The organism is Psychrobacter immobilis, from assembly GCF_003148585.1.
Taxonomy (GTDB): Bacteria; Pseudomonadota; Gammaproteobacteria; order Pseudomonadales; family Moraxellaceae; genus Psychrobacter; species Psychrobacter immobilis.
In genome coordinates this window covers 91,676-113,773 of sequence record NZ_QGGM01000011.1, presented here as the reverse complement: position 1 = coordinate 113,773, position 22,098 = coordinate 91,676, and the positions used below count along the sequence as shown (strand labels likewise).

The window sequence follows — 22,098 nt, the reverse complement described above, 5'->3', positions numbered from 1 at the left end:
CGATTGCTACTCGCTATGACAAGTTAGCCTGTCATTTCCTCAGTGCGATTCATTTAGTTTCTTGTGTCATTTGGCTTAATTGATGACACGCCCTAGTCTGAACGGATTTTTATATTACTGACCAGTTCGAATATTGGCTCATTCATAACTGGAAATTAGTCGATAACTGTGCTAAAACAAACATAACAAAATACAATGATACATTTTTATCACAAAAGAAAATTATTCAGCAATGTGCCAAGCGTTTCTATATAATGCAGAAATATCATAAGGTTGATGGTTCTTCTACTCCGAGCTTATCTCTTTTATCGTCAAGGTCATCAGTAATAAAAGGTACTTTACCTTGTTTTAGACCAAATACGGTTGCAGTGGACGATAATAAAAGCAAAATAAGTCGTCTAAAAAGCCATAGATTTGGCGCAATTTAGTAAGCTTATTAATTAGAAAGTGCGTATAGTAGCCCATGTTGACGCTCTGTTTGACAGGCAGATACTGGCAGCTGATATGTCGACTGTCATAACATATGGTAATGCAAATTTAGCGTCTCATATCAGTCCAATAATGAATGATATGACAGTTTGAAATAATCGTTAAATTTTTGCATTGATGGATGGTATTAAGAATAAATAGTCGTTTATAGGACACTGATAATGGAAAATAATTTTGATGGTTTAAAAGTAATGGTGATTGATGATTCAAAAACCATTCGCCGTACCGCAGAGACTTTATTACAAAAAGCGGGTTGCGAAGTTGTGACCGCCATTGATGGTTTTGATGCTTTAGCAAAAATTGTCGATAACAATCCAGATATTATTTTTGTCGACATCATGATGCCGCGTTTGGATGGCTATCAGACTTGTGCGCTAATAAAAAATAACCCTGATTATGCCAGCAAACCTGTGATTATGTTGTCGTCTAAAGATGGCTTGTTTGATAAAGCGCGTGGTCGTATCGTGGGTTCAGATGAGTATCTGACCAAGCCATTTAGTAAAGATGAGCTGTTCGAGGCAATTAATCAGTACCGCTAATATAAATAAGTCCACTTATAGACATATCGTTAAATATCGTCTTACAGGTTGGTATGATTTATGCATAGCTATGCTTTATACAGAGTCAGATAAATTAGGCTGGGCATTACGGTTAAGAGATTTAGTATTGATAAAATATTACTAATAACGGCTCAATATTTAATCGAAACTGTTAAGAGAGTTGCCCTGCCATTCATGGTTGGCGTGCTACTTTCAGTCGGATTGTCTCAATAATATAACAACATATCCTTATGGATACTTTCGAAAATAAAGGAAATTCCTATGACTACAGTTTTAGTCATTGACGACTCACCATCTGAGATGGCGAAATTTCGCGACATGCTTGCCAGACATAATTTTAAAGTATTAGAGGCGATAAATGGTGAGCAAGGTTGCCAGATGGCTATTGATCACTTACCAGATGTCATTTTAATGGACGTGGTTATGCCTGAGATGAACGGTTTTCAGGCCACTCGCAAAATTACTCGAGGTAAAACCACCGCGCATATTCCAGTGATTATGATCAGTACCAAAAATCAGGAAACCGATCGAGTTTGGGGAAAACGCCAAGGCGCTAAAGAATATATGGCTAAGCCCGTTGACGAAAATGGATTGGTTAATATCATTCGTAAAGTAATGGAGTAGATTGTGGCTTCCAGAGGGTTTATTGAGCTTCTGCGTTTAGCAGACTTGGCACGCGCGCGCAAAAGTGGTCGCCGCGGTGGACAAGAGTATGACTGGCAAGGTGTGGTATTCGAGATTGGCGGACAGCGGTTAGTTGCACCGATGGGTCAAGTATCAGAAGTATTGGCCATGCCAGAGTATACCAGCTTGCCTCTAGTGAAGCCTTGGATGCTAGGCATCGCCAATATCCGCGGACGCCTATTGCCAATCACCGATTTGTCTCAGTTTCTACAGGTCCCTAGTCGTTTAACACAAATGAGCCAACGAAAAGTCATTGTCATTGAACATGACAATCTCTTTTCAGGACTGTTAGTGGATCAAGTTATTGGGATTGAACAATTTACGCATGATCAATACCGTGCAGAAGCTATAGAGCCTAATTCGCCCTTTGCTCCTTATAATCACGGTAAGTTCTTTAAAAATGAGCAAGATTGGTATGTTTTTATGCCAAGCCTGCTCGCACAAGACTTGCAGTATACCGATGCTGCAATATAGCAGTCGATAACAGCTATCTGGCTGCTATAACGATGACGAAATAATAGCGAATGACATGATACGGTTGGGTGTCAGTATTCATACAGGCTTTGCTAATCACTGTTGTTTTTATAACAATAAGATTGTCAAAGTCAGTCACGATGAGACTTTGATGATTGTTTGAAAGGAATACGTACGATGAGTGATGTTATAAAGAAACCTGTAGCTGGTACGACCAATACAACAGATGGCAAGGACGCTAATAGCAAGTGGAAGTTATTGTTAGGGTTTTTTGTGCTAATAAGTGTGGCCTGCCTGATTTGGCTGGTCAATTCGTTATCGTCAGTAAGTCAGTACTTGGCTGATTTTAATCAATCCGTTACTTTACCAGCGATTATATTTGTCGTAGGGGTATTAGGCATCCTCTTTGCTCTGTATCAGTTACTGAAGCAGCGTGGGGGATCAGAGCGTCTACTCATTGAAAAAGAAACCTTGCGTCGTCGTCAGGAAGCAGAAGCGGAATCTGAGCGAGCGCGTCAAATTCAAGAAGAAAACGAACGTAACCAGATTGCTATTCTACGTTTACTTGATGAATTGGGTGATTTAGCAGAAGGTGATTTGACGGTTAATGCCACCGTATCAGAAGATTTTACTGGGGCAATTGCTGACTCAGTTAACTTTGCGATTGACCAATTACGTCAATTGGTTTTGGTTATTAACAACACGGCTGACCGCGTTTCGCAGTCTTCAGACCAAACACAGATGAATGCAGTCGAACTTGCTGAAGCATCTGAGCACCAAGCACAAGAAATTGCTGGTGTATCAGCGGCTATTAATGAGATGACAGTATCGATTGACCAAGTTTCGAACAACGCTTCAGAATCAGCGACCGTTGCTCAGCGCTCAGTAGCTATCTCTCATAATGGAGCGGAAGTTGTACAGCGCTCTATTGAAGGTATGAACGTGATTCGTGATCAGATTCAAGAGACCTCAAAACGTATTAAGCGTCTGGGTGAGTCTTCGCAAGAAATTGGTGATATCGTTGGTTTGATTAATGATATTGCTGACCAGACCAACGTTTTGGCATTGAATGCTGCTATTCAGGCATCGATGGCAGGTGAGGCTGGTCGAGGCTTTGCAGTCGTTGCTGATGAAGTCCAACGTCTTGCTGAGCGTTCAGCTAACGCTACCAAACAGATTGAAACCTTGGTAAAAACCATTCAGGCAGATACCAACGAAGCAGTTATGTCAATGGAATCGACGACCTCTGAAGTTGTGCGCGGTGCACGTTTGGCAAAAGATGCTGGTGAAGCCCTAGAAGAAGTGCAGAGCGTTTCTAGTACCTTGGCTGACTTGATTCAAAACATCTCAAACGCCGCTTTGCAGCAGGCAGAATCTGCTGGTCACATCTCTCATACGATGAATATTATTCAAGATATTACCTCACAAACCTCTTCTGGCACAATGGCAACCGCGCGCTCTATTGGTGAGCTGAGCGAAATGGCTGCAGCATTGCAAGAGTCAGTCACTGGTTTTAAAGTATCAAACGATGATGAGCTACTAGAAAATGAGATGTTGGATACCGAAGAAGCGTTATCAGCAAATGTGTAATGACAAGTGTTAACGTCAAGTAGGTGTTAGACCACTGACCGTTTTTAAATTAATGTGTTAATAATATACTGTGCAGATACGATGATTTGCAGCAGTGACTATAGCAGGTGACGTGAATAATTTTACTCAACCAGACAGCAATTCTATCAAAGCAGTCAAACCCTCGTTGATTAAGGGTTTGCTGCAGGCAGACAGTTTTGATGTGCAGCAGTGGCAGCGATATATAGAACAAGAGATTGGTTTCGTTCTACCCAATGTCCAGCTGCAATGGTTGATAAATGCGATTGAACACACGGCATTATCATATGGATTGACAGTTGAAAAGCTGTGGTGTCAACTATCAAAAAACGATGAAGTACGCCAACAGTTATTGGATAAAGTACTGATTCACGAAAGTCGTTTTTTTCGTCATATGCCTTCTATCGAGTTTGTCACAAAGTGTGCATTACAGCATCAGCGCCAGCAGCTTACTGCCACTAGTACTGATCGTGGTCACGACAATGATGCTAATGATTTATTTCGCATTTGGAGTGTTGGTTGTGCCAGTGGACAAGAAACATGGTCATTGGCGATGAGCTTGGCTTCTGAACAATTGATTAATTATACGATATTGGGTACAGATGTCAGCCAACAAGCCATTACAAAAGCACGACTAGGGCAGTATGATAAGCGGCAGCAGTCGTTAATTCCAGACCTGTACCAGCAGTTCGTTCAGCCATTGCGGACTAAGTGTGATATCAGTCAATCGCATTTTTATAAGGTGTCTACCGCAAAAAAGGCGATGACTGGCACTCAGGCAGACTGGCAGATTGCGCCAACGTTACGACGCTATGTTAGCTTCGCTTTACACAATATTATTGAGCAAAAACCACCCACTTCGCACCTTCAGCATGTCATTATCTGTCAAAATATGCTGCTATATTTTCGCAAGTTTGATCAGCGTGATATTTTGGCAAGGCTATCAGAGCAGTGTGCGTTAGGTGGATATATTATATTGGCTCCAGGTGAGGCGTTGTTTTGGCGTCCTTCAAATATGCGCCGTATTGCGCACCCACAGGTTAATGTGTGGCAAAAAATTAATGCCTAGATTAGTGCCTAGACAAGTTAGGATAACCCTATGAAAAACCAGCCCAATGACATAGTGACGCTTGAGTGGTTATTACCACTGTTTAATCAGCAATTATCACAGATATCTGATGGCTGGCAGTTAGACGCTGATAGCACTGATTACGATCAGATGGTGCAACATTATCATCAGGTTGGCGGCGCGCTAACGATGATTCGCCTTAATTTATTAGCAGATCTTGCCAATAAACTGAGCTTGCTGGCAGACGTTAGCAGTCGCGATAGTATTTCTGCTAACGACCGCCACATTGGTCAGTTTTCTCATCGCTTACTACAGCGTGAGTTGAATCAATACGCACGTATGGGTAATCACAACACCGTTTTAATTGATAATGCTGCTGACGAGCTTACTCAAGCACTATCGAAACTGGGGGTAGCGTCAGATATCTCGGTCAGCTTGGCGAATACTCAGCATAAGAATCTAAATAGTCATGCTATCGATGATCATATTATCGATGGTATCAATAGCATCGAAGTGATGATGCCGGCGAATAGAACGGCGACGCATTTAGCTGATTATCACTATCAACAATTATTACTGGTTTGGCGACAGCAAGTACAAGCGTTATTGAGTGCCAATACCAATCAACCGTCCTCATTGACTACACTAGAAAGAGTCAGCCAATACTTATGGCAGACCACTCAACATGATGACTTACAACGCCTTTGGTACTTAACGGAACTGTGGCTAAATGACCTTGCTCATAATGATACCCCATTACCTGAGTATTATGCGTCATTGCTAAGTCAGCTGGATCAAGTAATAGAGTCTCGCACTCAGCAAGCTGAGTTGTCATCAAGCGTTATTCGAAGCTTAATCGTAAGGGTGTATATCGAACTAAATAGCCTTGCTCAAAGTAGCAAGCGCACTCAGTCACTTCTAAATGATTTGTCACAAACGTCGTCAACGGGATCACGCTTTTTACCACGTATACTCAGTGAGCTTGAGACACTTATCTTTACTCTGGATAAGCCAGACACGCTTCTCGTTCCTTTACAGAAAATACAAAGTCAACTCGAAGGTCGAGGTTGGACTTATTACGTGTCGCAAATACATGCAATTGTTACAGACATAGAGCAGGCTCTATCATCAGAAACAGGATTTGCACAAGAGCAATGGCAGATTGAGCGTCAGCTTCAAGAGCTATATAACGCTATCTATCATACTGAACAGACGATATCTCTCAAGATAGGGGACGCCGCTTCTTTTACGACATTGTCTGCAACGTTTGAAGCTATTGAGACGCAGTCGGAAACAAGTCCTGAGACGGCTTCCGTTGGTGGAAGTTTACGTGAGCTGCGCATCGCGGTAGAAGATGTCAAACAAAGCTTCCATGAATATGTACAGCGTCAAGATATTGACTTACTGCCCATTGCTGCTGATTTTACCTATATTGGTGATGCTTTTGTCGACATGGGATTGCCATCAATTCGCCAAACCATGAGTGATATGGCAAGCATATTTACACAATTGACCATCCATGAGATTGACGTACTCAGTTGGGATGTGACTCAGGCATTGGCTGAAGGACTAACGTCTATTGAATTGTTGCTTGATTACCTTGCACAGCAGGTTTTTGACCAGCAGCTGTTAATGCGGGCAAATGAGTATACTGCGACTGCCGCCCAACTTCTTACTCATTATATTGCATCGCCAGAGACGATCAACGACACTTTCCTTACCCGAAAATCTGTAGCGACCAACGTATTGCGTTACGATGATAGTGGCGAGATTGCTCCTGCTAATAGTCAAAATGATGTTGCTAACCAAGCTTTGACTGATGTAGATAATGAGCGTGTGGTAGGGCAAGATACGGCTGATGACGATAGTACGGAGAGTGACGCATTAACGCGTGCTCGTGAGCAAGTTAAGCTTGATAATTTTGAGATGGACGCAGAGATTCGTGACATCTTTATCGAAGAGGTGACGGAAGTCATTGCTGATTTAGAAGACTTTTTACCTATTTGGCAGCAAGATTCAAAGGATTTAACCCCACTCACTGAAGTGCGTAGAGGGTTCCATACCTTAAAAGGCTCAGGACGTATGGTTGGGGCTTTTAGCATCAGCGAGATGGCATGGTCAATCGAAAATCTGCTCAATCGTCTTTTAGATAAGACGCTGCCTGTCACAGATGACGTCGTAAATCTGGTAATGGATACGGCAAAACGGCTACCAGCATTAGTGGTAGATTTTGAAGCGCAACAATCTCCAAGCTTTGATCCTGCTGTCACTATTCTACAAAGCAATAATCTCATGACACAGCAACCTATCAATGCTGGGCTGACTATATTAGATGCTGTCACTGCTGATTCAGACTCAGCATTAGAACTATCGCCTCCATTCGATGATGATGCTGAATTGCTAACTGCTCTCGACATGAGCAATGAGTCAAACGAGACAACTGCTGATAGTACAAAGAGCACTGCTGTTGCTTCCTTATCTGCCATTGATATTCCAGCGATACTCAAACCCTTTATGCAAGAAACCGAGCAGCTATCGGCAGATGCTCATGATGCCGATCCTGATATTAAAGAGATATTTTTAGAAGAAGCTGATGAAGTATTGGCTGAGATTGTACCTTTATATGAAGATTGGCGATTACTGCCAGCTGACTTAAGCGGATTGGTGGATATTCGTCGTGGGTTCCATACCTTAAAAGGTTCCGGTCGTATGGTCGGTGCAAATTATACGGCTGAGCTGGCTTGGGCTATAGAAAATATGCTTAATCGCATTTTGGATCATAGTGTGACTGTCTCAGCAGATATGCGTCAGCTTATTGCTGATGTGCTAGCTGCCTATCCTGCGATGCTAACAGTATTTGAAAATGACAGCCAAAACTATCCAGTGATGGTGCCTTTATGGATCGCATGCGCCAATGCCTACAGCAAACAGCAAGGGGACGAATTTAGCTATTCTGCCTTGTATGAGCAAGCATCAAATAGTTCTGAGGATGAGACCATCCAAGCGTCAGTACTGTCGCCTGCTATTGATGAGCATAGCCCTACCCAAGATAATCTTAATACAGCGATAGATACCACGCTGCAGACGATTAATTCTGTCAATGAAATGATAGCAGAAGCGCCTATTTATTTAGCACCGCAAAGCGAAGAAGAAAAAATGTTTTGTGAGATTTTTATCGACGAAGCAGAAGGGCTATTGCAAGATATTGACCAATTCGTTGATGAGCATCAAGATCAGTCTTATATTGAAGTAACGGATGAGATTGTACGCGCATTCCATACCTTGCGAGGGGCTTCAGGTTCTAGTGCTTTAGCAGCGATCAGCGAGGTTAGCGCAACGATAGAGCATAGCTTAGAGCTACTGCAGCAGCAAGATACTGCCATGAATGCTCAACATCTAGAAGCATTGGCGAAGTCTGCTACGCTAATGGACGGTTATTTAAACAACTACAAGCAAAACGTTCAGCCGCAAAATATATCGATCGAAGATGCGCAAAGTCAGCAAGATATAGCCTCATTGCAAGCCATGCTTGGTGAGCAATACGTCATTAGCGATGATAAGGTCACGGCTGATAACAAACCAACGATAGAGCAGTTGTTAGACAATAATATTGATGAACTATTGGATGCTGAGTGGGAATTAGATGACGCACTTAATCACTCTGAGACAGCACATGTTCAGGGCTATATATCGCAGCAAATATCGCAAATAGCTTACTTAGCCAATAAAGCAGAAGCGTTTCCAAAATTCACCTCTATTCTCAATGAGTTGGGTCACGCTTATGCCTATTTGAAAGATAATATTGATACAGCAAGAAAGATCGATACCCAAGCGGTTTTACACGCTGGTCATGCTCAATTGGTTGGTTTGTTCGACGCATTGGCTGGTAGCACGTCATTGAAGATTGACCAACAAGTTATTGAAGATCTACAACGTATTTACCAAAACGATGATAGCAATGGTAATGAGGGTATCTTTGTTGTGAGAGCCGTTGCAGCACCTGAGCTACAGCTTGAATCTATTGATACTGATGCTGAGCTATTAGAGATATTTTTAGAAGAAGCTCAAGAGCTCGATGCCGCGCTGGATGAGAGTTTTAATAAGTGGCGTGCTGATATCAGCAATATTAATGCGTTAAAAGTTTTACAGCGCCATCTGCACACTATCAAAGGTGGTGCGCGAATGGCAGGTATTCGTAGTATTGGTGATCTGACCCATGAAGCTGAAAGTGTCTATGAAGCATTCGTAGAAAATAGAAGAATACCGACAGCACAATGGCTTGAAATAATGCAAATAGTGCAAGACACAATGTCGTTGCAAGTACTGCATATCATAAATCATAAAAAATCATTTTTTGCCTCAGCGCTGATTGAGCAACTACAACAGTTTGTAAAAGCCCAAGCCTTGCCAGAAACGGTAGAGCTAATCATACCTATTCCGAAAACCCACTTCGAACCTGAAGCACAAAGTAGGGTGGCTAACAACGCTCACCTCAGCGCTAACGTATCGGATACCTTGAGCCTAGACATGATGATTAAACAGTCATGGGCGAATGGTTTGCCAGATCCTGATATATTGTCGGTGTTTTTAGAAGAAGCTGAAGAGCTAACCAATCGTAATAAGTATCTGCAACTGTTCTTAAAAGATACCAATAATACGACAGCATTACAGGCATTGCAGCGTGATTTGCATACCATCAAAGGTGGCGCACGAATGGTCACCGCAGCTGGTATCGCTGATCTGGCACATGAAATGGAATCGGTTTATACAGATTTTGTAGATAATCGTCGTCCTGCTACCAAAAAAGTATTGGAGTTGCTGGTTGCTAGTCATGACTGGCTTGCTGATGCGATCTCTATCCTTAGACAACATGTCAATCCACCGACGCCTGCGCTATTGATTGAGGCATTGCAGCAATTTAGTAAAAATCCTGACAGCCTAAAGCAAATTCCTAAAGAATCCCTACAATCGCAGCATGAAGCGCTCTTTATTGCTAGAGAACAGCAAGACTCACAGTATCTGGCAAAAGATATTAGTGAGATGCCTTCTATGCTCAGCAGTACGGGTGAGGAAGATCAGAGTGCCAATAATAATGAGATGATTCGTATCTCAGGTGGTTTGATCGAGCATATGATTAACCTGTCTGGTGAGTCAGCCATCAACCGTGCTCGTATCGATATGGGCATGAGTAGCTTGACCAATAGTATCGAAGATATGGGTATTACGGTACAGCGCTTGGCTGATCAGTTACGCCGAATGGAAATCGAGCTTGAGGCGCAGATCTTGTCGCAGATAGACGATGAGCTGATTAATCACGAAGGGTTTGATCCTCTAGAGATGGATCAATATTCTTCTTTAAATCAGTTGTCCAAATCTTTGACAGAGTCAGCCTCAGATTTGATTGATATTAATCATACTTTATTAGAAAAAACACGAGACAGTGAAAGCCTTTTATTACAGCTGTCTCGTACACAGACCGAGTTACAAGATGGGCTTATGAATTCGCGCATGGTGCCGTTTACGCGCTTAACGCCACGTCTTGAGCGTATCGTACGACAAACTGCCAATGAGCTGAATAAATCTGTTGAATTAACGATCATCAATGCCGATGATGAGATGGATAGAACCATTCTAGAGCGCATCACTTCACCGCTTGAACATATGCTCCGTAACGCCGTCGATCATGGTATCGAAAATACCTCAACGCGTTTAAAAGCAGGTAAAGAGCGTAGTGGTCGCATTACTCTTGAGGTAAATCGAGAAGGTAGTGAGATTGTCATTCAGTTAATAGATGACGGTCGCGGCATCGATGTAGAAGCCGTTCGTAATAAAGCCATTTCTCAAGGCTTGATTGATGCAAATGATAACAGCCTAACAGATCTTGATATCATGCAGTATATTTTCCATGCTGGATTGAGTACCAGTAAGCAAGTAACGCAGATTTCTGGACGTGGCGTGGGCATGGACGTGGTCATCAGCGAGATTCGCCAATTAGGTGGCGCTGTATCAGTTGTCTCAGAGCTGGGTAAAGGCTCACGCTTTACGATGCGCTTACCGCTGACGGTTGCGGTATCTGATGCATTGGTTGTGCGTGCCGCGGATCGCTATTATGCGATACCTTTGGTACAGATTGAGCGTGTGGTACGGATTAATCCAGAAAAGCTTTATGACTATTATCAGTCAGGCGATGCAACGTTGAACTTTGAAGATGTTGATTATCGAGTGCGTTATTTAAATGAGATTTTGTCAGGCAACGAACTGAATGAGCTGGTCGTTAATACCAATACCAGTTTGCCACTTATTATCATTAAGAATCGTAGCGGACAAAATATTGCATTGCAGGTTGATCAGATTGCAGGGTCACGTATTGAAGTCGTGGTCAAACCTCTAGGACAACAGTTATCGAATCTACCAGGTATTTCAGCAGCGACTATCATGGGCGATGGTTCAGTAATGCTTATCTTAGACCTGATTGCTTTGATGCGTAATGCGCAGTTGGTCAAAAATATCTCGCAATCTGCTGATTCTAAACGGAGTCGTTTAGAGTTCAAGTCTACTATTTTAGTGGTTGATGACTCTGTTACCGTACGTAAAGTGACGTCACGTTTCTTAGAGCGCCAAGGATTTACTGTGGCGGTGGCAAAAGATGGTATCGATGCGATTGAGATATTACAAGACATGATACCAGACATGATATTGCTCGACATTGAGATGCCACGCATGGATGGTTTCGAGGTGGCTACTCAAGTGAGACACAGCAAGCGCTTACAGCATATCCCAATCATCATGATCACATCACGTACAGGTGAAAAGCATCGTGAGCGTGCACTAGAGATTGGTGTGAATGATTACATGGGTAAGCCATTCCAAGAACAAGAGCTACTTAATAAAATCCAGCACATACTGGGTCAAAAAGTCAGCGTAACTTATGACGGATAATGCAGGTGTTTTGGCGCTAAGAGGAAAAAACAAGGACGATATTAAGGTGATGGTAGTGGCAGAAGACCATCATCAGCGTATGGCCTTTTCAGATACTGTACGCAGTTGTGGTTTTAGCCTTGTTGGCTGTATGTCACGGGCGCAACTGCAAGAAAAACAGGGGCGCTCTGATACCTCGATTGACATCTGGCTAATAGATAGTGATTACGACGACAGTGTGGTAGCCGCGACCACGGCATCTAAACCTGCTGCGGTGTTGGTGGGTTTTAGTCAAGCACCTTATCTAAATGAAGCGCCGCAATATGCCAAATGGCAGCGCAAATTAAAGCGTAAGCTGGCACATATGCTGGCATTACCCGTTTTAATGGATGCACCCGTGCACAAACCTGATAATGCTGATGCAGACTGGCGCTACGTAGTATTTTTGGGTGCTTCTATGGGCGGGCCGAGTGCTATAAAAGAATTTTTGGATAACTTGTCGGCGACGCTACCAGTATGTATTTTACTAGCGCACCATTTTAATAAAACGATGATTGGCACACTGCCACGCATCCTGAATCGCCATAATGGCTGGCATTGTCAGGTGATTACTTCTTCGCAGCGTTTAAGAGCAGGCCAGTGTCTTATAGCTCCTATTGATAAACAGATTGTTTGTGACTCTACCGGTCGAGTCATATTGCTAGAGCAAGCTTGGGAGGGTGAGTATAAGCCCGCGATTGGTCAGATTCTTAAAAACACCAGCGACGTTTATGGTAGCGAGCTTATCAATATTATATTTTCTGGTATGGGTAATGATGGTTCGCAGTATCTGGATCTCATTCAAGAAAATAACAGTCAATTGTGGGTACAAGATCCCAGCTTAAGCGCTTGCCCAAGTCAACCTCAGGCGATTATTGATTCAGGGTATTGTGGTTTTATTGGCAGTCCAGCGGATTTAGCACAAAAACTAACAGATTATATTGATGAAAGATTAGTAGTAGCCTCTTTGCATTAACTGATTGTGAGCGATGTATGAAACAAATTTTGAAACATTCGTTTGAGGCAGTGAGTTTACTGACCACAAATAACGGTATGCTTGATGTCACTATTGTGCCAGCATTTGACCAACCTGACTGGCTTATTCCAAGCAGCCTGATTTTGAGTGTGGATGATTATAATGAGCGCACGGCAACCTATGAATGGCAGCAGCAAAAGGTAGTGGTATGTCATCTGCTACCACAGGATCAAATGCCAGATACCATGATTGTATTAGAGGGCAATACTGCCGATCATCGCTTAGCTTTACAAACGGCAGGCGAGCTGCACCACCGACAAGTGCGTATTTCTGAGGTCAAAGATATTGACGTTCCTGAGCAATTTAACAGCCCTAAGCATGCCGATAATATAGACAGCGACAAAACAGCCCTACCTTTTGATGAAAACGTTATGCTATCCTATCTTTTCCAAACGGTTATGATTGATGATAAGGCTTATTTGGTGCCCGACTTAGACAAAATTGCGCATCAATTGGTCGATTTAGACAGTTAGCTTCTCGCTTATATCAGGGTTATTTTTCACTATCAGAGAAATAGGGTTACCCAATTACTTTGATGATTGCTAATCGTTGAATGAGTGGTTGTTTTGTCAATAACATTGATGATAGATAATTAGTGATGAGGGTAATAGGACAGCTCATGAATAGTACCAATTCAAATGTGTCAAAGTGGCCAGTCAGCAGCCGGATATTTCACTGGATCAGTGCAGTTTTACTGTTGGTTACGTGGATAATGATTCTGTTGTACGATAATCTGGATAACAATCTTTATATTGGGTTGCATAAAGCGTTTGGTATTAGTTTGTTATGTTGGATGATAGCACGGGTGCTTAATCGTGTATTTATTAAGGCGCCGCCACCTGTACCGATGCCAAAGTGGCAGTTATTAGCCTCTAAACTGTCGCATTTTGGCTTATATGCCTTATTAATTGCAATGCCAATAGCTGGTTTGCTGATGTCCGTTTATGGTGGACGCCCCGTCGATATTTTTGGCTTGTTTCAAATCCCTGTATTTGTCACACCAGATAGAGGACTGGCACGCTTTTATAATGACCTGCATACTGATATTATTTGGCCGACCATTATTGCCTTTACACTTATTCATATCGGTGCTGCTCTATATCATCAGTTTGTCAAAAAAGACAATTTGATAGCGCGTATAAAATAATGGTATCAAAATAGTCGTAGGCTGCTATAGGTAAACCTACTATTTTATGCCATATAAAAAAGCCCTAAGTCATGATACTTAGGGCTTTTTTGTTTTTCTAAGACAGCGCTTATTTTTTGTGTTCAGGTAGACTGATATTCATCTCTAGTACGTCTAGACTGTCCTCAGAACGATGATTGATATTCACATCATCAATCTGTACGCCATTGACATATTTGTTGACCACTTCTAAAATCTCACGTTTCATTTTTTCGATACGATCAGCTGTTAAGCGGTTGTTTAAGCGATTTTCGCTCGCAACGATAACCTTAAGACGCTCAGTAGCCATATTAGCGCTACCTGCGCTACCACTGTCGTCAGTACCAAATAGGCTACTCCAAAATCCTTTTTTCTTCGTCATCATTGACCTCCAAACCAGCGCTGTAATAGACTCTTTTTCTTCACGTCAATATGACGTAGTGGGCGTTCTTCACCTAAGAAGCGGGCGACGATGTCATCATAACATTGACCAGCAACTGAATCGGTATAATGAATAACTGGCTCACCGTGGTTAGATGCTTCAAGCACTGAGTGACTTTCAGGAACAACCCCAAGTAATGGAACTTTTAGGATATCATTTGAAATGGTATCAATGTCCATCATCTCGTTAGCGGCTGCGCGCTCGGCATTATAACGAGTAATAATCAAATGCTCACGTACAGAGCCTTGGTTTTCTTCAACCTTTTTGGTCTGGCTTTGCAAGATACCGATAATACGGTCTGAGTCACGCACTGAAGAAATCTCAGGGTTGGTGACGATGATCGCTTCATCAGCATGATACATGGCGAGTTGTGCACCGCGCTCAATACCAGCTGGTGAATCACAGATAATATAGTCGAACTGTTTAGACAGCTCAGACATAACCTCTGCCACCCCTTCGTCTGTCAGGGCGTCTTTATCACGCGTTTGACTGGCGGGTAGGATATACAAGTTTTCAAGCTGTTTGTCTTTGACCAGTGCTTGCGACAAGCGTGCGCTACCGGTGATGACATCAACAAAATCATAAACAATTCGGTTTTCACAACCCATGATTAAGTCTAGATTACGTAGACCCACATCAAAATCGATAACGACTGTCTTATAGCCACGCAATGCTAAACCTGCGGCAAAAGAGGCACTTGTCGTGGTTTTGCCCACACCGCCTTTACCTGAAGTGATTACAACTATCTTCGCCACAATGGCACACTCCTATGAATCAATGGGATATCTTTTATATAAAAAAATAGCGCAATTGCACATTATTCACATGCTATATATACACTACCTGCGAAGGTAGCCTAGCATAAATAAACAAAAATTTATAGCACGTCCATAGTAAAGCAGAAAAACAGCTTATATATGGATCACAAAGCGGTGCTACCTAGAATTTGCTGGTCAATATTGCCTATTGTGAATAATAAAATAGACGCTGACGAGTAGTGTAGATAGTGGCAGAGCTAGCGATTCATCATAGAACAGTTTTGTTAAATAAACTTACTATAATATTAAATGCGCTGTTTAAACGTCTACTGTTGAGATTTTCTAATAAACGTTTTTTGATAAGCGTCATGTATGATGAAAATCGGCTTAGCCTGTTTACATTTATAAAAATCACGGACGCATCTATTGTTCTTAATGGTAAAAGATTTAAGCGTCATCCATTACCGTAAATACTAAGCCTTCACCTTCTACAAATCTTACTTGTACAGATTTGTCAATCACGTGCTCAGGTAAGTTGTCTCGTAAGCAATAAGTTCCCGCTACTGACACCAAAGAAGGATTGAAAACTTGACAAAAAATACGAGCATCTTTGTCACCAGTAGCGCCAGCAACCAAGCGACCTTGGGCACGACCGTAAACGTGCAAGCTATTATCGGTAATCGCTTCCGCCCCGCTATTGACACTATTGGTCAAAATCAAATCACCGCCCACGTGATTCAGGCTTTGTCCTGAGCGTAGCATTTGATCGTAAATTAGGCTGGTAATATGCTCAGCGCTCACCAATGTCTCTGCTGTGGTGGTTGCTATGGTTGTTTCTGTGTTTGACTCGCTGATGGCTGCAGTATCATTGTTACTGTCTGAATTGGTACTGGTTGAATTGGTACTGGCTGATTCTGTATGTTTATCATCGGGAGCTTTACTCACTTGAGGTGCAGCTTTCTTGCTAGGTAAAATACGCTCAATACGTTTGCCATCAGCAGGGAAGATGGCCAATCGCTGCTCTCGGGCTTGCGCATCTAGTGTACCGGTCACGACGCCAATAGGCTGTAAGCCCCAAGAACATAAAAGCTCTACCAATGCTGAGAGATCTTGTTCAACCTCGCTATCGATAAGGATGGGGATATTGCTAGATTTATTACTAAGCGTTGCGGCAAGCTGGGCGTCTATCTCGCTTAAATCATCTGTGCTAAATTGCAAACGTGAAAAAGTCAGCATCTTGCCATAAAATGCCAATGCTGGTAATGCTGGTAATGCTGGTAATGCTGGTGCGGCGCTCGAGCCTTGGCTGTCATTATCTGAAACTGTCATATATAAATCCTCAAGAGATAATTCTGTCGCTGTATCCACGGTGTTGTTTTTATTATCGAGTCATACCATTCATTTGCTTGCCAAGCCTAATGTTTTGTAGGCAGGGCGTGCTATTAGCAGTATGAATTATAGATGAAGCATCTCTTGATGCTTCCACTGCTGCACTTTTACCTGCGCTTCAAATTCAGTCAAACTGTCATCAATGATACTCGAAATCAAGGTATCTAACGCAGTATTATCCGTATCGATACTGGCAATGCCGTTGGCAATCGCTACCATCAATGAATCGAGGCGTTCAGGGTCTAGAAGGCGTTTATTGAGTGCGTAAACGACGTTTTCGCCTATATTGTGCCCGACGTGTTGCAGCTGTGATTCAATCAAGCTACCGGCAATCGGTATCATGCGTAGGTAGCGACGCAGCTCAGGCGTATTGGCTAAACCCTCTTCAATAGCATTGCCCATCTCGCTGGCTAATATACTGCCGCCACCTGATGATGCCGTCAACTCCTGTAGTTTTGGTGCTAGCTCTGTGCGCAGTATCGACAGCACCGCTGCCTCAATCTCGTTACGATTACGAGTTATCGTTGATTCAATAAAAGATTTATGCGTTTTAGGATCGGTCAGTTGCTGCCGAAAGTTTTGGATAGTCGTCAATATGACGCGGTCGGATAGCTCTTCTAATAATAAGTCGATATAGAACCTAATCCGATTGATCCATGGCTGCGGCAGCACTTGGTAACCAAGCTGGTATAAGCGTCGCCCAATGATGACCGCTCGGAATAAACGTAAGGCACGCAGCTGCGGAAAGCACCCCAATACCTCATACCAATGGACAAAAGGAAAAAAGAACCAGCGATAGTAGACGTTTTGTTTAATCGCAATCGCCCAACGTAGCAGTAGCTCAAAGATCAAAAATAGGGTAAAAAATCCACCAGCGGTACGCAAAGGCTCATGTAAGGTATTTTGATACCAATTGAGAGCATCGCTAATACTGAGCCATCCTGCGGCATTGCTACTAAAGCTACTCATCAAGATAGCATCAATACTAATCAATAATAAATCGATACTGATGGCAATAATCATCACGATATCGTAAGTGAGTTTTAAGCGATTTGGCGTTGGTCGGTTTGGCGGTGGCAGCGTATTATCCGGCGGCTGATTGGATACAGGCGCTGAGTCTAGAGGCAGGCTAGTAGAAGAGGAAGCGGGCACAGTCAAACCTTATAAATGATAAATAGCATGAAAAACAAGCGGCTCAAATAGTACAGGGCTATCAAGTCACTAACGGTCAAAAAGTCATGGGCTCATGACTATTCACATTATCAATGAATAGAGCCAAAAAACAACCCATCTTTCATTATAATTACGCATTATCATTTATGAGTTGGGGTTTACAGTCAGCATTTACGAATCGGCATTTACAAATTGACATTTAGCATTAGCATTTTAAACAACAGCGCTCAATCGTAGTTTTAAAACGACTTAAAGTAATTCACCGTTGTATGCCGTTGCTCTGTTAACGATGTCTCTAAGCATTCGGAGCTTTAGGGTTCGTTTCAAACTCAGCCAACATATCAGTAATACGCTGATCTTTTTGCTGCCAAATTTGCTCTACCCAATCAAACATTTGAGATTTTACCGCGTCATCATTTTCGTAACCACCATTTTTAATACCGTTAAATAATGCATCAGGCATCTCAATATAACGCACATCGACGCCCAAACGCTTGATGTTGCCTTTCCACAAATCACTATAACTCGGCACACCATCAGGGTAAACGATGGTCATATCTAGCATGCCATCGATGTCTTCGCCTAGCGCGTTAATGGCTAAAGATAGGCCGCCTGCCCGTGGCTTCAATAAATGAGTATAAGGAGACTGTTGCTTTGCATGTTTGGCTTTGGTGAAACGCGTGCCCTCTAAGTAATTCAATAAAGTAAAAGGTTTGTCTTTTAACAGGGCACAGGCGCGTTTGGCTTCTTCGATGTCTTTGCCTTGTAGAGCAGGGTTTTTAGCGACGGCTTCTTTAGAATGCCGACGCATCATTGGGAAGTCTAAAAAGTAAAAGGCTTGACCCACAATCGGAATGTAAATCAGTTCAAATTTGGTGAAAAACCGTGTCAATGGCAAGCGTTTTTCACTAATGTACTGCACGATACTGGTATCGACCCAAGACTGATGGTTGCTGACCAGCAAATATTTGCCATTGATGTGAACGTCATCGGGTAAGCTGATGCGCCAATCTTTACGTGGCAACATGTCATCGATCAAAGCACTGTTGCTACTGATCCAATAAGTCGCGATTTTGATGACCGCTTTGTCTGCGATAGGAGCACCAGTGATGACTTTGCCGACACCCATTAACCATAAGGGAATACTACCACCGAAGCTGTTGGCTGCAATAACCCCAGTCGCTGTCGCAAGTGAAACGGCTTTGCCTAATTTAGGGTTGCGTTCGTGTATTTTTCGAATAGTAGATGTCAATCGCATGCTAAATCCTTTTCGGTCAGTCTTATTAGTATATAAATGATTCATTGCCAGTTTTATTGCACAATTTTAGCAGAAACGGTTCAGAGTGTACGAGTGTAAACGTGACTTGTGATAACACCTTGCGCTAATGGGTAGTTAACAGTGAGAACACAAACGTATCCAATCATTGTGAAAGTCTCATTAAATCATTCTGCACTTCTCATACACAGGTGTGACAAAATATTACACATGATTAGATTGTAATTGCCATAATAATGACGAGTGTATATTAAGCATGTAGATGGAATTAACAGAAAATATTTATAAAAAGCACACTTTGTCTATAATTTTTTAAACTTAAGAGGAAATATTATGCGTAATACATTAATGATTGCAGCAGTAGCGTCAGGTCTAGCTCTTAGCGGTTGTGCTACTGATCCAAACACTGGACAACAACGCTTGAACAAAACTGCTATTGGTACATTGGCAGGTGCTCTAGGCGGCGGCGCAATTTCAAAAGCAACAGGTGGTGATAACACAGGTCGTGATGCCGCGATTGGCGCAGCTTTGGGTGCTGGTGTTGGTTACTACATGGAGCGTCAAGCCAAGCAGCTTGAGCAGCAAATGGCTGGTACAGGTGTAACCGTTACGCCAAATGCGAACGGTAATATTGACCTAGTAATGCCAGGCAACATCACGTTCTCATTTGATGATGCGTCTTTAAACCCATCATTTAGACCAACGCTTGATAAGCTTGCATCAACGCTAAATGAATATAACCAAAACACGATAACGGTTGCTGGTCATACTGATAGCAAAGGTTCTGATGCTTATAACATGAAACTGTCACGCGATCGTGCTTATGCAGTAGCCAACTATTTAAGCGCACGCGGTGTGGCTTCTAGCCGTATCAATGTCGTCGCTTATGGTGAATCTCGTCCAGTTGCGGATAACAGCACCGAGTATGGTCGTCAGCAAAACCGCCGTGTTGAATTAACCATCAATGCGCCAAACAACGTACGTTAATTCATACGATGGTTTAGCTGTCATTATAGTGTTGAAAAAGGTCAGTGATAAACTGGCCTTTTTTTATGCCTGATATTTAGATTTCAAATTCAAAATGATTTTAGGTATCAGGATTCCGTTAGCTTCGAATCAATATAGAATATTTCTGATGCTTTCATTTATAAAACAATCGTTAGCTAAATGGTAATATTAATTAAATATTGATAATGATTATCAATAACACTATAATTTACAAAGCTTTGTTATTGTGGCGATACTAGGGTAGGTTGTCAGTTCATTTGATGCTGTTCTAAATGGACTAAAAATAGCTAAACTTTGTCTAATAGTATCAAATTCTGGTCAATATTTTGATATTATGTGTGCTGTTTTTCTCATTTGACTGTCATTCATCTCATTTTTATCAGCATTATTTAAAATGAAGATATGCCCTAATGCTCTTTATTCAAAGCCCATTTTTCTTTTGCGATACTTTTTGAGGATATGTATGACGATTACCACAGTAACGAGCCGTAAGATTTTACCAACTACTTTAGCTGCTGCGCTTGCAGGGTTGTTAATGGTGTCGGGTTGTACCAAGCAAGCCAAGGAAGACACGGACACTACCGCCGATACGCAAACAGCGGTGCAAGACACAACCGCTGCAGATACGACGAAACTATCAGCGGTTGATCAAGCTTATACCGATAGACTGATGATCAGCTATGCAAACATGGCGCATGCGGCTTATAAAGATTCGCTAGATACTGCTAAAGCCTTGCAAACGGCAGTAGAGACATATGTGACAACACCAACCCAAGCAAACCTTGATGCGGCAAAAGCGGCGTATAAAGCCGCGCGCCAGCCGTATTCGCAAACTGAGATTTTCCGTTTTGATGAAGGCTTTGTGACAGCCAACGATAAACGAGCACTCGGTAGTATCGATGGTTGGGAAGGACAGGTAAATGCTTGGCCACTTGATGAGGCGCTGATTGATTACGTTAGTGATGGCTATGAAGGTGAATACAATAGCCAAGACAATATCATCAATAGCGATAGCATTACGGTCGGTAGTATCAAACAAGATACCAGCACGATCACGCCTGAGCTATTAGCAGAAATGAATGAGATTGGTGGCAGTGAAGCCAATGTGACGACCGGCTACCATGCGATTGAGTTTATGCTATGGGGACAAGATAACAACGGTGTTGGCGAAGGTGCAGGCAATCGTCCAGTGACTGATTATGCGACTGAAGCGGGTCAATGTACCAGCGGTGAGACGGTCAATGAAGATGCTGGTATATGTGAGCGTCGTGGCGCGTTCTTAAAAGCAGCGACTCAATTATTGGTTGATGATTTGACTGCAATGGAAGCTGAGTGGCAGCCTGAGAGTGAGAATACCTTACGTAGCGACCTGATGGCTCGCAAATACGATAATGGTCTACGCCAAATCATGTATCAGATGGGCAGCCTAGCATTGGGTGAGCTTGCTTCTGAGCGTATACAGGTTGCGTTTGTAACGGGCTCTACCGAAGATGAGCACGAATGCTTCAGTGATTTGACCCATCTAAGCTATGCCAACAATGCCCGTGGTATCCAAAATGTCTTTAACGGCAACTATAAGACAGTCGCTGGTAAGAGCGTTGGTGGTTATGGTGTTAAAAACTACCTCGTCGATACCAACAACAAAGAAGCGGCTGATAAATTGGCGACTGACTTTGCTAAGGTAGAAGCCGCCTTTAATGTGATTGTTGAAAAAGGTGAAAAAGAAGGTATCAAAGTTGATCAAATGATTGCCACCGCTGGTCAAGTAAGTAAACAAGGTATTTCAGCTGAAGAGCAAAATACTCGTCGTAGCTGGATTGAAAATAGTATCACTAGCCTACAAGAGCTGACTGCTGGTATCGAAAATGCGGCAAAAGCGGTCGGTATTGACAATTTAGATGCTGACGCAGGTTCGCAGTTTTAACCGATCACGAATTTACTGGCTTAACAGCAAGCATAGCAGTGATTGACATAGCATTATCGACATAACATTGATCGATAATGCCTGAC

15 protein-coding genes and 2 pseudogenes are annotated in these 22,098 nt (G+C 42.5%); 12 read left to right on the top strand and 5 right to left on the bottom strand.

Going from position 1 to position 22,098, the window contains the following annotated elements; genetic code table 11:
- From C8D84_RS09870 to C8D84_RS09825, 10 genes and pseudogenes are all read left to right on the top strand, one after another.
- Positions 1 to 83 (top strand): annotated as a pseudogene (locus tag C8D84_RS09870) (IS5/IS1182 family transposase); the annotation flags it as partial.
- Positions 84 to 650: 567 nt separating this feature from the next.
- Entirely contained in the window at positions 651 to 1,028 is a 378-nt protein-coding gene (pilG, locus tag C8D84_RS09865; RefSeq protein ID WP_045453505.1) for a twitching motility response regulator PilG, read from the top strand.
- Between the two features lie 282 nt (positions 1,029 to 1,310).
- Positions 1,311 to 1,673 carry a response regulator gene (locus tag C8D84_RS09860; protein ID WP_045444033.1) on the top strand — a complete coding sequence of 121 codons (363 nt, stop codon included), beginning with the start codon at positions 1,311 to 1,313 and terminating at the stop codon, positions 1,671 to 1,673.
- Positions 1,674 to 1,676: 3 nt separating this feature from the next.
- On the top strand, positions 1,677 to 2,207 hold the full coding sequence (locus C8D84_RS09855) for a chemotaxis protein CheW (RefSeq protein ID WP_055124771.1): 531 nt from the start codon (positions 1,677 to 1,679) through the stop codon (positions 2,205 to 2,207).
- A 309-nt stretch (positions 2,208 to 2,516) separates the two neighbouring features.
- A pseudogene (locus tag C8D84_RS09850) lies at positions 2,517 to 3,797 on the top strand (methyl-accepting chemotaxis protein); the annotation flags it as partial.
- A gap of 112 nt (positions 3,798 to 3,909) precedes the next feature.
- Positions 3,910 to 4,884, top strand: a complete 975-nt coding sequence (locus C8D84_RS09845) for a CheR family methyltransferase (protein WP_228244531.1) — start codon at positions 3,910 to 3,912, stop codon at positions 4,882 to 4,884.
- 30 nt (positions 4,885 to 4,914) lie between these two features.
- On the top strand, positions 4,915 to 11,823 hold the full coding sequence (locus tag C8D84_RS09840; RefSeq protein WP_109591821.1) for an Hpt domain-containing protein: 6,909 nt from the start codon (positions 4,915 to 4,917) through the stop codon (positions 11,821 to 11,823).
- Positions 11,813 to 12,817: a chemotaxis protein CheB gene (locus C8D84_RS09835; protein ID WP_109591819.1), complete on the top strand. Its 1,005-nt coding sequence runs from the start codon at positions 11,813 to 11,815 to the stop codon at positions 12,815 to 12,817. The genes C8D84_RS09840 and C8D84_RS09835 overlap by 11 nt, the downstream gene beginning before the upstream one ends.
- A 17-nt stretch (positions 12,818 to 12,834) precedes the next feature.
- A complete protein-coding gene (locus C8D84_RS09830; RefSeq protein ID WP_109591817.1) occupies positions 12,835 to 13,350 on the top strand; it encodes a hypothetical protein in 516 nt (171 codons plus the stop codon).
- A gap of 146 nt (positions 13,351 to 13,496) precedes the next feature.
- Positions 13,497 to 14,024: a cytochrome b gene (locus C8D84_RS09825; RefSeq protein ID WP_109591815.1), complete on the top strand. Its 528-nt coding sequence runs from the start codon at positions 13,497 to 13,499 to the stop codon at positions 14,022 to 14,024.
- 109 nt (positions 14,025 to 14,133) lie between these two features.
- Here C8D84_RS09825 and minE read toward each other — a convergent pair whose 3' ends face one another.
- From minE to C8D84_RS09800, 5 genes are all read right to left on the bottom strand, one after another.
- Positions 14,134 to 14,424 (bottom strand): cell division topological specificity factor MinE, encoded by a 291-nt coding sequence (gene minE, locus C8D84_RS09820; RefSeq protein ID WP_055124765.1) that lies wholly within the window; start codon positions 14,422 to 14,424, stop codon positions 14,134 to 14,136.
- Positions 14,424 to 15,239 carry a septum site-determining protein MinD gene (gene minD, locus C8D84_RS09815; RefSeq protein ID WP_045444058.1) on the bottom strand — a complete coding sequence of 272 codons (816 nt, stop codon included), beginning with the start codon at positions 15,237 to 15,239 and terminating at the stop codon, positions 14,424 to 14,426. Before minD ends, minE begins: the two co-directional genes overlap by 1 nt.
- A gap of 450 nt (positions 15,240 to 15,689) precedes the next feature.
- Complete coding sequence (gene minC, locus C8D84_RS09810; RefSeq protein ID WP_109591813.1) at positions 15,690 to 16,571, bottom strand: septum site-determining protein MinC; 882 nt, start codon at positions 16,569 to 16,571, stop codon at positions 15,690 to 15,692.
- A 126-nt stretch (positions 16,572 to 16,697) separates the two neighbouring features.
- Positions 16,698 to 17,759, bottom strand: a complete 1,062-nt coding sequence (locus C8D84_RS09805; protein ID WP_372885647.1) for a hypothetical protein — start codon at positions 17,757 to 17,759, stop codon at positions 16,698 to 16,700.
- 340 nt (positions 17,760 to 18,099) lie between these two features.
- Positions 18,100 to 19,062, bottom strand: coding sequence for an acyltransferase (locus tag C8D84_RS09800; RefSeq protein WP_109591811.1), 963 nt, complete (start codon positions 19,060 to 19,062; stop codon positions 18,100 to 18,102).
- A 351-nt stretch (positions 19,063 to 19,413) separates the two neighbouring features.
- Here C8D84_RS09800 and C8D84_RS13995 point away from each other — a divergent pair, with 351 nt between their 5' ends.
- The gene (locus C8D84_RS13995) at positions 19,414 to 20,067 is read left to right on the top strand and encodes an OmpA family protein (protein WP_055124860.1); all 654 of its coding nucleotides are present in this window, start codon (positions 19,414 to 19,416) and stop codon (positions 20,065 to 20,067) included.
- Positions 20,068 to 20,551: 484 nt separating this feature from the next.
- Positions 20,552 to 22,012 (top strand): imelysin family protein, encoded by a 1,461-nt coding sequence (locus C8D84_RS09790; RefSeq protein WP_109591809.1) that lies wholly within the window; start codon positions 20,552 to 20,554, stop codon positions 22,010 to 22,012.
- Positions 22,013 to 22,098: the final 86 nt, after the last annotated feature.